Below are 14128 nucleotides of genomic sequence, written 5' to 3'. Positions count from 1 at the left end.
TCAGGGATAGAGACGCTGCTTCTGCCAGCCGTTTTCGTGTGGGGTGAAGCGGATACGGTCGTGCAGACGGAAGGCGCCGTTGTTCCAGAACTCGATCTGGACGGGCACCAGCCGGAAGCCGCTCCAGAAGGGCGGCCGCGGCACCTTGCCGGTGCCGAAGCGGGCGGTTTCGGTCGCAACCGCCTTTTCCAGCGCAAAGCGGCTTTCGAGCGGTCGCGACTGGCGGCTCGCCCAGGCCCCGATCCGGCTCATTCTGGGCCGGCTGTCATAATAGGCGTCGGCCTCTTCGTCGGACACGGCCTCGACATTGCCGCGGATGCGGATTTGCCGGGCGAGCGACTTCCAGTGGAAACACATCGCGGCCTTGGGATTGGCCGCGAGCTGTTCGCCCTTCCGGCTTTCAAGGTTGGTATAAAACACGAATCCGCGCTCGTCCCAGCTTTTGAGAAGCACCATGCGCACATCCGGCAGCCCCGTCTCGTCGGCGGTTGCGACCGCGACGGCGTTCGGATCGTTCGGCTCGGAAGCGGTCGCCTCGCGCATCCAATCTCCGAAAAGGGAAAAGGGATCGCCGTAGGCGGTAAAGTCACCGCTTGTTAACTCTGAGGGGGCATCTTTTCGCGGAAGAGTCATTTTGGTGTCGGTTATCAGTGTCGCGTATCAGCCCCTACCACGGTGAAGGCCCGCTCCTCCAGAAGCAAACGGTGCTGGCAGCCTTGCTCTCGGTCAGCCTGGCAGGCTGTGGCTCCATCACGATACCTTTCGGCGGTCACGCCGATGAAAGTCCTGCCATCACCACGGGTTCGATCGGACCAGCCGTCGTCGTGCAAGAACCGCTGCCGGAGGCATTGTCGTATTCCGATGCCGCCCGGATCGGCCAGACCGCGGGGATCGCTGGGATCGACACCATGCCGAAAGACGGCATCGATTGGATCAACGAGGTCACCGGTTCGGCCGGCAAGGTGCGGCCCCTGTCGCAGACCTCGCAAAACGCCAGCCGAACCTGTCGCGACATCGAAGCGACTGTGACGAGCGTCGGCGGCGTCCACCGATTCGGCGGCACCTTGTGCAAGGATCAGGCAAGCGGCGTCGTGCAGATGGAGGCTCTGGCGACCGAGCCGAGTTAGGCTTGCGGGCAAGAGTGGCATTTTCAACGTGCCGTTCCCATATTTTGGCCGTACGTTATGCCAAATCGGGAAAGGAGATCCATGCGCGACCCCTATGATGTCTTGGGTCTGTCACGCACGGCGAGCGCCGCCGAGATCAAGCGCGCCTACCGCAAGCTGGCCAAGGCCAACCATCCGGACCACAACGCCGGGGACCCGACGTCGGCCGAAAGGTTCGCCGAGGTCAATTCCGCTTACGAGATCCTAGGGGACAAGGACAAGCGTGAGAAGTTCGACCGCGGCGAGATCGATGCCGAGGGCAAGCCTCGTTTTGCCGGCTTCGAGGGTTTTGCTGGCGGCGGTGCGCAAAATGCTGACTTCGACCCACGCGGTTTTTCCGATATCTTTTCAAGCTTCGGCCGGGGCGGTGGAGGGCGTGCGCGCAGCTTCCGGTTTTCCAGCGGAGGCCGCGGGCCTCGCACCACGCATACGGGCGGGATGGATGAGGAAGACGTGCTGAACTCCATCTTCGGCGCCTTCGGCGGTGCGCAAGGGGCGGGGCCTCAGCCCGGCGCGGGACGGCGGGCAGGTGCCACTGCGCAGCCGCCAAAAGGCACCGATCTGAAGGCCGAAGTTGCCGTGACCCTGGAAGACCTGGTGGCCGGGAAGAAGCCGACCGTGACGCTGCCCGACGGGCGCGACGTGGCGCTGACGCTGCCGAAAGGCGTGAAGGACGGCCAGGTGATCCGCCTCCGTGGGCAGGGCTATGCTTCGCCGCAGGGCGGGCCTTCGGGCGATGCGCGGATCACCGTACGCTTCGTGCCGCATCCACGCTTCAAGGTGGACGGTTCAGATCTTAGGACGGACGTTGCCGTGTCGCTGGAGGATGCCGTCCTCGGCGGCAAGGCGACGGTCCCGACCCTCGAAGGCAATGTGAGCCTCACGGTGCCGGCCCACACCAGCGGCGGGCGGGTGATGCGCCTCAAAGGCAAAGGCCTCCCGACGTCGACGGGCGGCCGTGGCGATCTTCTCGTCTCCCTCCGCATCACGCTGCCAGAGGCGCATGACGCGGAGCTTGAAGCCCTGATGAAGAAGTGGCGTGCGACCAAGGCGGAGCGCAAAGCCTCCGCCTGATCTGCCCCGTCACGGGATCATCTGAGAGACGATGAGCGTCAGCTGACCGGCTTCAAAGAGGTCGGCGGCTGGCTGTCGGCCGGCAGGAAGAAATCCGGCTGCAGCGCGACCGTCGGATCGACCCGATATTGATCGAAGTCGCTCACCCCTTCGTCGGCCAGGAACGTGTCGTCGATCAAAAAATTGCCGGTGAATTCGCGCGACGGCTTCTGGAAGATGCGCCAGGCCGCGTCCGCCAGGATATCCGGCTTGCGTGACGCGCGCATCATCGCCTCGCCACCGACGACGTTCTTGATGGCCGCCGTTGCGATGGTCGTGCGCGGCCAAAGCGCGTTGACGGCAATTCCTTTCGAACGGAATTCGCCGGCGAAGCCCAGAACGCAAAGGCTCATGCCGTATTTCGCCAGAGAATAGGCAACATGCGGCGCGAACCATTTCTCGGTGATGTCGAGCGGCGGCGACAGCATGAGAACGTGCGGGTTCTCTGCCTTTTCGAGGTAGGGCAGCGCCGTTTTGGTGACGAGGAAGCTGCCGCGCGTGTTGACCTGATGCATCAGGTCGAAGCGGCGCATCTCGGTGTCGGGCGTCTTCGTCAGCTGAATGGCGGAGGCGTTGTTGACGACGATGTCGATGCCGCCGAAGGTCTCTGCGGTCTTCGCCACTGCCTCCTTGACGGCGGCCTCCTCGCGAATGTCGACTTCGAGCGGCAGCGCCTTGCCGCCAGCCTTTTCGATGGCTTCTGCGGCCGTGAAGATCGTGCCTTCGAGTTTCGGATGCGGGCGTGCCGTCTTGGCGGCTATGGCCACATTGGCACCATCGGCCGCGGCTCTGAGGGCGATGGCGAGGCCGATGCCGCGCGAGGCCCCGGTGATGAACAGCGTCTTTCCGGAAAGGCTCATGAACAGCCGCCTTCGGTCGAAAAAATCCTGGGCATTCGTCTCTCCCTGAAGCTCTTATGAATTGAGAAAAGCGGCGAAGGCGGCCTGCGCCTCCTCGCTCTGCAGCCGCTTTGAAAAGAGCGCGGCCTCCTTGTCGATGCGCGCCATGACGTCTTCGCCATTGCCGCGCAGAAGCCGCCGCGAGGCGAGCATGGCTTGCCGGGGCTTGGCGGCGAGATGGGCGGCGGCTTTGAGAGCCGCCTCTTCGGCGCCCCCTTCCGGCACCGTACGGTTGACGAGCCCGGCAATCGCCGCGTCCTCGGCGCTGAAAGACGCTCCCATCACCAGGAGCTCGAAGGCTTTCTGGTGGCCCATGACGCGGGGCGCAAGCAGGCTCGACGCCGCCTCCGGCACCAATGCGAGATCGACGAAGGGCGTACGGAACGTGCTCGGCTCCGACGCCACCACGTAGTCGCAGTGCATGAGGAGCGTCGTGCCGATGCCGACGGCGAGGCCGTCGACACCGGCAATCAGCGGCCGGTCGCTGACGGCAAGCTCTTTCAAAAAGTTGAGGATGTCTTCCGCAATCCCCTGACCGCCCGATACCCGTACGAGATCGGCGATATCGTTGCCGGCGCAGAACGTGCCCGGCTGGCCGAGAAACACGCAGGCCGCGATATCCTCGTTTTCGGCCGCACCGCGCAGCGCCTTCACCATCTCGTGGTACATGGCGGTCGTCAGCGCGTTCTTCTTCTGCGGCCGGTTCAGCCGGATGGTGCGGATGAGACCGTTATCTTCCGTCGGGCGGTCTTCGATGACGATGTCGCTCATAAATCTGTCCTGCTTCGCCCTGCCGGGCCGGATGTCATTGAGGGGGCTGGCTTCACTGGAAGCTCGCAAGCGTTTCCGCTGGCACCTGGAGAACCGACTGGCCGCCTTCCTTGATCTCCGCCAGCAGAGCCTCGGTCTGCGGACAGAGCCGCTCGCAGAAGCTGCGTGCCGTTGCGATCCTGAGCCGGTCCGCCTCGCTCTCGGTTGGATCGGAGGAGATCGCCCCTTGCGCGAGATAGGCGCCGCCAGCCGTCAGGCCGAAGAGCCTGAGATAGGGCGTGGCACCGCACAAGGCGCCTTCCATCCGGCCTTCGGCCATTTCCTCGAGGAGATATTCGCTCGCGGCACGGCAATGCGCGATCGAGGCGGCCACCCGCTCGCCGATCTTTCCCATCTCGTCGCGATTTGAAGCACGTGCGGCCTCGGCGATCGCGGAGAGCTCCTCAAGATAGGCGCGCACGCAGGCCCCGTCCGATTGCGGCAGCTTGCGCGTGAGGAGATCGATCGCCTGGATACCGTTGGTGCCTTCGTAAATCGGGAAGATGCGCGCATCGCGCAGATGCTGGGCCGCACCCGTCTCCTCGATATAGCCCATGCCGCCATAGACCTGGATGCCCATGGAGGCGACATCGACGCCGCAATCGGTGGAAAACGCCTTGGCGATCGGCGTCAAGAGAGACGCGCGCTCGTTCCAGAAGCGCGTGCCGTCGCCGTTCGTCTCAGGCCCGGGAGCGCCGGCTTCCGCCAGATCGATCGCATGTGCACAGGCATAGCAGATCGCGCGGCTCGCCTGGGTCAGCCCGCGCATCGCGAGAAGCGTGCGGCGAATGTCCGGGTGCTTGACGATGGGGCTCATCTCGCCGTCTTTCGGCGCATTGGGCGCGCGCCCCTGGCGCCGCTCCAGCGCATAGGCGGCCGCTTCCTGAAGCGCGCGTTCGGCCACGCCCACCCCCTGGATGCCGACCATGAGGCGGGCATTGTTCATCATCGTGAACATGCAGGCGAGGCCGCGGTTTTCCTCGCCGATGAGGTAGCCGACGGCTCCCGGCCCGTCGCCATAATGACCGTCGCCGTAGAGCATCGTGCAGGTCGGAGACGCGTTGATGCCGAGCTTGTGCTCGATCCCGGCACAGAAGACGTCGTTGTGGGCGCCGAGCGAGCCGTCCTCGTTGACAAGATATTTCGGCACCAGGAAGAGCGAGATGCCTTTGGTCCCCGCGGGCGCATCGGGAAGGCGGGCAAGCACGGTGTGGACGATATTATCGGCCATGTCGTGCTCGCCATAGGTGATGAAAATCTTCTGCCCGAACAGGCGGTAGGTGCCGTCGTCGCGCCGTTCCGCGCGGCAGCGGAGCGCTCCGAGATCGGAGCCGGCCTGCGGCTCCGTCAGATTCATCGTGCCCGTCCACTCGCCGGAGACGAGCCTCGCAAGATAGCGCTCTTTGATCTCTTCGGTGGCGTGCAGTTTGAGGGCTTCGACCGCGCCGACGGTCAAGGTCGGCCCGAGCGCGAAGGCCGCGCAGGCGGAGTTCCAGATGTCGAAGGCTGCGACCGCGAGCGACACCGGCAGATCCTGGCCGCCGAATTCCTCCGGCCCTGACAGCGCGTTCCAGCCTGCCTCGCACCAGGCGGAATAGGTCTTCGCCCAGCCCTCCGGCAATGTCACTTCGCCGTCTTTGTAGGTCGACGCCCGACGATCGCCGATCTGGTTGAGCGGCGCGATCTCTTCGGATGCGAAACGGCCCGCCTCCTCCAGAATGGCGTCCAGAAGGTCGACGCTGAGTTCGCCCAGATGGCCGGCCGTAATGGCCGGCGACAGACCGATGACATGCTTGAGCGTAAAGGCGATTTCGGCAACGGGTGCGCGGTACATCAGGCTCCTCCCTGGGGCATTTTTCGGTTTCCCCCTGAACTCGTCTCGTTTGGCTCGACCAATATTTAGGCTTCGATGCGGCGCTGACTTGACGGAGCAGGCAGCCCGCGCGATCCCAATCGGCAGCATGTTCCTATGTGCCGTTGACGTAAGCTGCAATCAAGCGATGGAGTGGGATGTACGCCAAAAGACTGCTCTGGCAGGAAACCGGCAATGACGAACTCCTTGCCGAGGCAGCGGACATTTTGAAGGCAGGCGGCCTCGTCGCGATTCCGACGGAGACCGTGTACGGCCTTGCGGCGGACGCCACCAATGGCGAGGCGGTGGCGCGGATCTTCGAGGCCAAGGGCAGACCGCGTTTCAACCCTTTGATCGCGCATGTGGCCGATACGGCGATGGCGGGGCGCTGCGGTGAATTGAAGGGTGACGCGCTCCGTCTGGCTGCGCATTTCTGGCCGGGGCCGCTGACGCTCGTTGTGCCGCTCGTCGTGCCGCTTGCAGGTGAGGCCGCGGTGCATCCGCTGGTGACTGCGGGTCAGAAGAACATCGCTTTGCGACGCCCGATAGGGCCGACGGCCGAACTCATTGCCCGCTTCGGGAGGCCGCTCGCCGCTCCGAGCGCCAATCGCTCGGGCCAATTGAGCCCGACCAGTGCCGACCATGTTCTCGAACAGCTCGGCGATCGAATCGATGCCGTCATCGATGCTGGGCCGTGCACGGTAGGGTTGGAATCGACCATCGTTGCAATCAGCGACGAAGCGCCGCGGCTTCTGCGTCCCGGCGGTTTGGCGGCGGAAGCAATCGAAGAACTCCTCGATCGGCGGCTGCAACGTCTGGCGCCGGGCGCGCATGTGGAAGCGCCTGGAATGCTGGCGAGCCATTATGCTCCGCGGGCCGCTCTGCGGCTGAATGCGGCGCGCGTCGAAGCCGGCGAGGCGCTTCTCGCTTTCGGGGAAAAGTCCCCGGAAAACGCCGCTGCGGCGGTCGCGAGCCGCAATTTGAGCGCCACCGGCGATCTCGTCGAGGCGGCTTCAAGGCTTTTTTCCGATCTTCACGCACTCGATGAAAGCGGGGCCGCGGTGATCGCCGTGGCGCCGATCCCCTCGCACGGTCTCGGCGAGGCGATCGCCGACCGTCTGCGCCGCGCGGCAGCGCCGCGACCCGGTCTCGGCGCTTCCGATTGAGCGGGCGTCATCCAAAATGCTCGTTGCGTCGGATGCAACCTTGGCGGAAATGTTACGCCCCCATGACTTGGCCGCACGGCCCTGCTAGAGCTTGCTGGTGACGACACTTCTCCTTCATCACGCCGACTTCCTCGACCATCTGACCGCGCCGGGACACCCGGAGCGTCCGGATCGTCTGAAAGCGCTGCATGCGGCGCTCGATCACGAGGCTTTTTCCAGTCTCCTACGCGAAGAGGCTCCGCTCGGGGACAAAGATGTCGCCGCTCTGGCGCACCCGCAGGAATATGTCGACCGCGTGCACCGAGCCATACCGGAGGTGGGGCTCGCAAGCATCGATGCCGACACCGTGGTGTCGCCCGGCTCGTGGAACGCTTGTCTGCGTGGCCTCGGCGCCATCAGCCGCGCGGTGGATGCGGTGGTGACGCGCGAGGTGAACAATGCCTTCGCTGCGATCCGCCCGCCCGGGCATCATGCGGAAAACGATACCGCCATGGGCTTTTGCGTCTTCAACAACGCCGCGGTGACGGCGCGCTATGCGCAGAAGCAGCATGGGCTGGAGCGCGTGGCCATCGTCGATTGGGACGTGCACCACGGCAACGGCACGCAGGACATTTTCTGGTCTGACGCCAGCGTGCTGTACGCTTCCACGCACCAGATGCCGCTTTATCCAGGCACGGGCGCGCGTTCCGAAACCGGCGTCGGCAATATCGTCAACGCCCCTCTTGCCGCGGGCGACGGCAGCGACCATTTTCGCGAGGCCTTCAACGAACGCATCCTGCCTTCGGTGAAGAATTTCGCCCCGGACCTGATCATTATCTCGGCCGGTTTCGACGCCCATCACCGCGATCCTCTGGCAGAGCTCAATCTCGAGCATGAGGATTTCGCCTGGGCGACCGGCAAGCTGATGGATCTGGCCGACGACCATGCCGGCGGCCGGCTCGTCTCGGTGCTGGAGGGCGGATATGATCTGCGCGGTCTGGCGGTCTCCGCCGCCGCCCATATCCGCATGTTGATGAGCGCATGAGGCAGCTTGATGAATGACGACAAGAGCGACGCGATCGAAACGATGTCTTTCGAGACCGCGCTTGCCGAACTTGAGAAGATCGTGACGGACCTCGAGCGTGGCGAGGTGCCGCTGGAACGCTCGGTAGCGCTTTACGAGCGAGGCGAGAAGCTGAAGAAACGTTGCGAGACGTTGTTGTCGCAGGCGGAAGAGCGGGTGGAGAAGATCCGGGCCGGCAGCGACGGCCAGGCGGCTGGCACCGTTCCGCTCGATGCTGAGTAATTGCTGACGCCGCCATTGCTTTTTGCCGCGTCGAGGCGTCGCTTGCGGCGTCTTCCAGTTTGCGCCAAACGGCCCGAATGGCTAAGGTCTGAACTCGTTTTTCCTGCATTCGTAGGATGTCATGTCTGACACTACTCCTCACACGCCGCTTCTGGACCAGGTCAAATCTCCGGAAGATCTTCGCCGCCTGAGCGATCGCGATCTGCGGCAGCTTGCCGATGAATTGCGCCTTGAGATGATCGACGCCGTCTCTGTGACCGGCGGCCATCTCGGGGCGGGCCTCGGCGTCGTAGAGCTCACCGTGGCCATCCATCGGGTGTTCAATACGCCGCGCGACAAGCTGATCTGGGATGTGGGGCATCAATGCTATCCGCATAAGATCTTGACCGGTCGGCGCGACCGTATCCGCACTCTTCGCCAGGGCGGGGGGCTGTCCGGTTTCACCAAGCGGGCGGAATCCGCCTATGATCCTTTCGGCGCCGGCCATTCCTCGACCTCGATCTCCGCCGGCCTCGGCATGGCCGTGGCGCGGGATCTCCAGGATGAGGATTTCAACGTCATCTGCGTCATCGGCGACGGCGCGATGTCGGCCGGCATGGCTTACGAGGCGATGAACCAGGCGGGGCATCTCGGTTCGCGGCTGATCGTCATCCTCAACGACAACGACATGTCGATCGCTCCGCCGAGCGGTGCGATGAGCGCTTATCTCGCGCGCCTCGTCTCCGGTCAGGCCTATCTGTCTCTGCGCGACGCCGCCAAGCAGCTCGCCAAGCGGCTTCCGCTCGCCGATCTCCTGCATGAAAAAGGCCGCCGCGCGGAGGAATATGCCCGCGGCTTTTGGACTGGCGGCACGCTCTTCGAAGAGCTCGGCTTTTATTACGTCGGCCCGATCGATGGCCATAATCTGAACCATCTCCTGCCGGTTCTGCGCAATGTTCGCGACGGTCATAAGGGGCCGGTTCTGGTCCATGTCGTGACCCGCAAGGGCAAGGGATATGGGCCGGCGGAGGCATCCGCCGACAAATATCACGGCGTCTCGCGCTTCAACGTCATTACCGGCGAGCAGGCCAAGGGGCGCTCCAACGCCCCATCCTACACGAAGGTTTTTGCAACGAGCCTCGTTCAGGAGGCGAAGGAAGACGAGAAGATCGTGGCGGTGACGGCGGCGATGCCGGCCGGTACGGGTCTCGACATTTTCCAGTCCGAATTTCCCGAGCGCACCTTCGATGTCGGCATCGCCGAGCAACATGCGGTGACGTTTGCGGCCGGGCTCGCAGCCGACGGCATGAAGCCTTTTGCGGCGATCTATTCCACCTTCATGCAGCGCGCCTACGACCAGGTCGTCCACGACGTGGCGATTCAGAATCTGCCCGTGCGTCTCGCCATGGACCGTGCCGGTCTCGTCGGCGCCGACGGGCCGACACATGCCGGCGCTTACGACGTTGCCTATATGTCATGTCTTCCGAACATGGTGGTGATGGCGGCTGGCGATGAAGCCGAGCTTCGCCACATGGTTCGCACCGCCGTCGCCTATGACGAAGGCCCGATCGCTTTCCGTTATCCGCGCGGCGAGGGGCGTGGCGTCGAAATGCCGGAGCGCGGCGAAATCCTGGAGATCGGTCGCGGCCGCATCGTCAAGGAAGGCACCAAGGTGGCCATTCTGTCGCTCGGTGGCCGGCTGGTGGAAGCGCTGTCTGCCGCCGACACGTTGGAGCGGAGCGGTCTTTCGACGACGGTGGCCGACGCCCGCTTCGTCAAGCCGCTCGACACCGATCTCGTGTTGCGGCTGCATCGCGAGCATGAGGTCGTGGTGACGATCGAGGAGGGGTCCGACGGCGGCTTCGGCAGCCGCGTGCTCTCGTTCCTCGCCAATGCCGGCAAGCTGGAGGAGGGGGCGCGGCTTCGCACCATGACGTTGCCCGACCGCTTCATCGACCACGACAAGCCGGAGGTGATGTATGCGGCCTGCGAGCTCGACGCGAACGCGATCGTGGCGCGGGTCTTCCAGGCGCTCGGCCGTGACGTGCCGGAGGCGGTTCGCGCCTGACGAAAAGGCCCGGCGCAAAGGCCGGGCCGCATCTGACAGACAATCGCTGAGACAGGCGCGGCAGAGCGATCGCCGCGCCTTTTTATCGTGCGATCCTTACTGCCGGGCCTGCTCGTCGTCGATCACCATACAGCCGACGCGGCTGCCGGCATCGCCCGAGGGCTGGCTTTTATAGTCGTCGGCCCCGGCATGGATCATCAGCGCAGAGCCGTCGTCATCCATCAGCGGCGCGTCGCCCTCGTGGAAGCGCACCCGCGTATTGAAGACCTCGAGTTTCGTGGCCTGACCGTCGACCACCTCGAAGTTTGGCATATCGCCGGCATGCATGCCGCCCTCGGTCATGATGCCGTGCTTGGCGTCGGTCGGGTTGTAATGCCCGCCGGACTTCTTGAAGTCGGGCGCGTCCGAACAATCGCCGGTTTCGTGGAAATGCAGGGCGTGCACGCCGGGCTCAAGCGCGCCATCGTTGATGACGACCTGTACGAGCACGCCGTTGGGCGTATCCGTCAGATGCGCCTCGCCGATCGTCCCGTCCTTGCCGGCAATCGGTCCGGAAACGGCGCTGTCTTGTGAGACATCCTGTGCGAGTGCCGGGCTTGCCATGAGCGCGCATGCGGCGATGGCGAGAAGTCGCATATCTCGTCTCCCTTCGGGTTTCGTCCTGGCCTGTCCAACACGACTTTCGCCCCGAAGTTCCGCAGGGCGTCCGCACCTGCAGAAAAGACGCATGTCATCCGATGTGCCGGCGATCGCCGTGAATGGCGATCCGAAGACGCTCTGGTCGATCACCGACCGAACACGCGTACTTTCAGCCCAAATTCCGCTCGGAGGCGCGGATTTGCGCGGCCACCGCAGCCTTATCGATCACGGACCAGACGTTCTGGATGCGCCCATTCTCAATTTCGTAGAAGACGTTCTCGCTGAACTGAACGCGCTCGCCGTTCACCGGCAGGCTGAACAGTGTTCCGACCGGCGTACAATCGAACCAAAGCCGGCTTGCGATCATCGGCGGCTCGCAAACGAGATACTCGATTTTAAAATAGAGGTCCGGGATCGATCTGTGGTCTTCCGTGAGCATGCCCTGGTATCCGCGCAGACCGAGCGACTTGCCGTTATGGCGGACATCGTGGCTGACGTAGCGATGAAGGTCGTCCCATGCCTGCCTGTTCAGGCAGTCGATGTAGCCACGATAAAAGGCGGCGCTTTCCTTCGTATCCATGCGCATTTCCCGCGAATTGGGGGAAGCCATTTCGATCTTTGTGCGGTCGGAGCGCAACCCTGTGTCCCTTGGTGGCGCGTCGAGACGCCCCTCGCGATGATGCCCCGTCGTTCGCTGCGAGGCTGTTGCGCTTGGAGCTTTATGCGGCCCGACCATCGCCGTTTCGGCAGGAGGTAAGGAGTCCGACTTGATATTCGTGTTTGAATATACACTTGATGGTTGCAATTATGTGTGCTTCCGCACAGCCAGAAATGAGTGTCGGAAGACCGGATCTCGCTCCAGGAGGCGGCTTTGTGTCCGATAGGCAGCCGCTTCGGAATTTGAGAAGATTCCCGTAATGGGCGAGGTTTCGGATGCGGCTCTGGGTTTCACTGCTGATCGCGTGCATTCTGACTGCGCTCGCAGCGCTTTTCATGATATTCGGCGGCCATCCCGACGAACCCTATACGCTGCTCGCTCATGAGCTTGTGCTCGCTGATTTCATTTTGCATTGAACCCTTCTTGTTTGTCACGAGGCCGGGCTTCGCCAAACCAGGCGTCACCAGATCAGCCGTCATGAGGACGGCCGGATGAGCGCGCGGCTTCGCCTCGATGAAGCGGTCGTCGCGGCCGGGCTTTTGCCGAGCCGCGCTCGCGCCCGCGACGCGATCCGCCGTGGAACGGTGACGGTGAACGGCGAGACCGCGCTGAAGCCCGCAACCCCGGTGACGGCCGATGCGGCTTTGGCGATCGGCGATCCCGCTGCCGCCTATGTGTCGCGAGCGGCCATGAAGTTGAAGGCCGGTCTCGATGCTTTCGGCTTCGATCCCGAAGGCCGAACGGTCCTCGACCTGGGTGCGTCCACCGGCGGTTTCACGCAACTCCTTCTGGAGAGAGGCGCAGAACATGTCGTCGCCATCGATGTCGGCCACGGCCAGATGCATGAAAGCCTTTCCGGCGACCCGCGCGTGCAGCTCGTCGAAGGGATCAACGCGCGCCATCTCTCACAGGCGCATCTTGATGGACATTCCGTGCAGGCCATAACCGCAGATCTCTCTTTCATCTCGCTTCGGCTCGCCCTGCCGCCGGCATTGAATCTTGCCGCCTCGGGGAGTTGGGGCGTCTTTCTCGTCAAGCCGCAATTCGAGCTCGGCCGTGATGCGCTCGGGCGCGGGGGCATCGTCCGCGATCGAAAGGCTGCCGAGGGGGCCGCCGAAGCGCTCAAAGACTGGGTCGACGGCCAGCTCGGTTGGCGCGCGGTGGGGCTTTGCCCCGCGCCCCTCACCGGGGGGGACGGCAATCAGGAATTTTGCCTCGGGGCCTGGCGTGAGTGACATCGTCGACATCGACCGTATCGGCCATCGCGGCGACGGCGTCGCGGAGACACCGGAAGGAACGCTTTTCGTTCCCTACACGCTCGCGGGCGAGCGCGTGCGCGTCGAGCGCCGCGGTCGGCGCGCCGAAGTCATCGAGATTTTGGAAGCCTCGCCAAAGCGGGTCGCGGCGCCTTGTCCGCATTTCGGTCCAAGCCTTGGCGCGCAGGATGCAAGATGCGGCGGCTGTGCCCTGCAGATGCTGCCGCTTGAGGAGACACGCCTCCTGAAGCATCGCTTCGTGGCAGAGGCACTCGCCAAGAGCGGTCTTGAGACGGAGGTGCGCCCGGCCTTCGGCGCGCCTCTTGGCGCAAGGCGTCGCGCCGTCTTCTCGGCGACGCTTGCCGGGCGGGAAATCCGCTTGGGCTTTCATGAACGCGGCTCGCGACGCCTCGTCGATCTGGCGACATGTCTCGTCGTCCGCCCGGCGATCGTCTCTGCGCTGCCGCTTCTGCGCCGTCTGGCGCAGCTTCTCGCCCGTCCCAAACGCGAGCTTCGTCTCACCGTTCTGGAGACGCGGTCCGGGCTCGATATCGCAGGCGAGGGGGCCGGTTCAATTCAGGCCTCCGCGGCGGCGCGGATCGCCGAGCTTTTGTCGGGACAGGCCGTCGCCCGCCTCGTCGTCGACGGCGATATCTTGTTTCAACTCGAAGAGCCGCAGCTTGAGGTCGGCGGCGTGACTGTTTCACCGCCGCCCGCGGCCTTCGTGCAGGCCTGCCGTGAGAGCGAAACGGCGATGGCACGGTTGGTTGCCGAACATTGCGCAGGCGCAAAGCGTGTCGCCGATCTTTTCTCGGGGCTCGGGACTTTCTCCTTCGTCGTCGGTCGAACGGCGCGGGTGACGGCCGTCGAAGCCGAAGGTGTGGCACTTGCCGCACTCGCCGCGGCCGTGCGCGGAGCACAGGGGCTGAAGCCGATTGAGACGCTCGCGCGCGACCTCTTGCGTTTTCCCTTGGCGCCCAACGAGCTCTCTCGTTTCGATGCCGTCGTCCTCGATCCGCCCTGGGATGGCGCGCGGGCGCAGGCGGAAAGCCTTGCCGCTTCGAAGGTGGCGCGCATCGCCTTCGTCTCCTGCAATCCGGCGAGCCTTGCGCGCGATCTGCGCATCCTGGTGGATGGCGGTTATCGATTAAATTCAGTGACTCCGATCGACCAATTCGTCTATTCAGCGGAGACGGAAGCAGTCGCTCTCCTGGAACGCGAATAGCGCTCGACTTCC

Annotated in this window: 15 protein-coding genes; 8 read left to right on the top strand and 7 right to left on the bottom strand. The window is 64.1% G+C overall.

Going from position 1 to position 14128, the window contains the following annotated elements; translation table 11 throughout:
* Window positions 1-633 (bottom strand): pyridoxamine 5'-phosphate oxidase, encoded by a 633-nt coding sequence (pdxH, locus tag J2R99_RS03310; protein WP_234629506.1) that lies wholly within the window; start codon window positions 631-633, stop codon window positions 1-3.
* A 71-nt stretch (window positions 634-704) separates the two neighbouring features.
* Here pdxH and J2R99_RS03305 point away from each other — a divergent pair, with 71 nt between their 5' ends.
* Both J2R99_RS03305 and J2R99_RS03300 read left to right on the top strand, forming a co-directional pair.
* The gene (locus J2R99_RS03305) at window positions 705-1127 is read left to right on the top strand and encodes an RT0821/Lpp0805 family surface protein (RefSeq protein ID WP_307153064.1); all 423 of its coding nucleotides are present in this window, start codon (window positions 705-707) and stop codon (window positions 1125-1127) included.
* Window positions 1128-1208: 81 nt separating this feature from the next.
* Window positions 1209-2240 (top strand): DnaJ C-terminal domain-containing protein, encoded by a 1032-nt coding sequence (locus tag J2R99_RS03300; protein WP_307153063.1) that lies wholly within the window; start codon window positions 1209-1211, stop codon window positions 2238-2240.
* A 38-nt stretch (window positions 2241-2278) separates the two neighbouring features.
* Here J2R99_RS03300 and J2R99_RS03295 read toward each other — a convergent pair whose 3' ends face one another.
* The 3 genes from J2R99_RS03295 to J2R99_RS03285 are packed head-to-tail and all read right to left on the bottom strand — an operon-like array spanning window position 2279 to window position 5822.
* On the bottom strand, window positions 2279-3139 hold the full coding sequence (locus J2R99_RS03295; RefSeq protein ID WP_307153062.1) for an SDR family oxidoreductase: 861 nt from the start codon (window positions 3137-3139) through the stop codon (window positions 2279-2281).
* A 54-nt stretch (window positions 3140-3193) separates the two neighbouring features.
* Window positions 3194-3949: a crotonase/enoyl-CoA hydratase family protein gene (locus tag J2R99_RS03290; RefSeq protein WP_307153061.1), complete on the bottom strand. Its 756-nt coding sequence runs from the start codon at window positions 3947-3949 to the stop codon at window positions 3194-3196.
* Window positions 3950-4001: 52 nt separating this feature from the next.
* Window positions 4002-5822, bottom strand: coding sequence for an acyl-CoA dehydrogenase family protein (locus tag J2R99_RS03285; RefSeq protein WP_307153060.1), 1821 nt, complete (start codon window positions 5820-5822; stop codon window positions 4002-4004).
* A 176-nt stretch (window positions 5823-5998) separates the two neighbouring features.
* On the opposite strand from J2R99_RS03285, the gene J2R99_RS03280 reads away from it, so the two are divergent.
* From J2R99_RS03280 to dxs, 4 genes are all read left to right on the top strand, one after another.
* Window positions 5999-7006 carry an L-threonylcarbamoyladenylate synthase gene (locus tag J2R99_RS03280; RefSeq protein WP_307153059.1) on the top strand — a complete coding sequence of 336 codons (1008 nt, stop codon included), beginning with the start codon at window positions 5999-6001 and terminating at the stop codon, window positions 7004-7006.
* A gap of 97 nt (window positions 7007-7103) precedes the next feature.
* Window positions 7104-8030, top strand: coding sequence for a histone deacetylase family protein (locus J2R99_RS03275; RefSeq protein ID WP_307153058.1), 927 nt, complete (start codon window positions 7104-7106; stop codon window positions 8028-8030).
* Between the two features lie 9 nt (window positions 8031-8039).
* On the top strand, window positions 8040-8291 hold the full coding sequence (locus J2R99_RS03270) for an exodeoxyribonuclease VII small subunit (protein WP_307153057.1): 252 nt from the start codon (window positions 8040-8042) through the stop codon (window positions 8289-8291).
* A 121-nt stretch (window positions 8292-8412) separates the two neighbouring features.
* On the top strand, window positions 8413-10338 hold the full coding sequence (dxs, locus tag J2R99_RS03265) for a 1-deoxy-D-xylulose-5-phosphate synthase (protein ID WP_307153056.1): 1926 nt from the start codon (window positions 8413-8415) through the stop codon (window positions 10336-10338).
* 96 nt (window positions 10339-10434) lie between these two features.
* Here the strand turns inward: dxs and J2R99_RS03260 are convergent, their stop codons facing one another.
* The 3 genes from J2R99_RS03260 to J2R99_RS03250 form a co-directional block, all read right to left on the bottom strand.
* Window positions 10435-10974, bottom strand: coding sequence for a superoxide dismutase family protein (locus J2R99_RS03260; RefSeq protein WP_307153055.1), 540 nt, complete (start codon window positions 10972-10974; stop codon window positions 10435-10437).
* A gap of 172 nt (window positions 10975-11146) precedes the next feature.
* Window positions 11147-11557: an ester cyclase gene (locus J2R99_RS03255; protein ID WP_307153054.1), complete on the bottom strand. Its 411-nt coding sequence runs from the start codon at window positions 11555-11557 to the stop codon at window positions 11147-11149.
* 368 nt (window positions 11558-11925) lie between these two features.
* A complete protein-coding gene (locus J2R99_RS03250) occupies window positions 11926-12114 on the bottom strand; it encodes a hypothetical protein (RefSeq protein WP_307153053.1) in 189 nt (62 codons plus the stop codon).
* Window positions 12115-12126: 12 nt separating this feature from the next.
* Here J2R99_RS03250 and J2R99_RS03245 point away from each other — a divergent pair, with 12 nt between their 5' ends.
* Both J2R99_RS03245 and J2R99_RS03240 read left to right on the top strand, forming a co-directional pair.
* Window positions 12127-12870, top strand: a complete 744-nt coding sequence (locus tag J2R99_RS03245; protein WP_307153052.1) for a TlyA family RNA methyltransferase — start codon at window positions 12127-12129, stop codon at window positions 12868-12870.
* Window positions 12863-14116: a class I SAM-dependent RNA methyltransferase gene (locus J2R99_RS03240; protein WP_307153051.1), complete on the top strand. Its 1254-nt coding sequence runs from the start codon at window positions 12863-12865 to the stop codon at window positions 14114-14116. The genes J2R99_RS03245 and J2R99_RS03240 overlap by 8 nt, the downstream gene beginning before the upstream one ends.
* The last annotated feature ends 12 nt before the right edge of the window (window positions 14117-14128 follow it).

The organism is Rhodopseudomonas julia (assembly GCF_030813515.1).
Taxonomy (GTDB): Bacteria; Pseudomonadota; Alphaproteobacteria; order Rhizobiales; family Afifellaceae; genus Afifella; species Afifella julia.
Note: the sequence above shows the minus strand (reverse complement) of the source record. Positions and strands in the feature narration are given on the sequence as shown.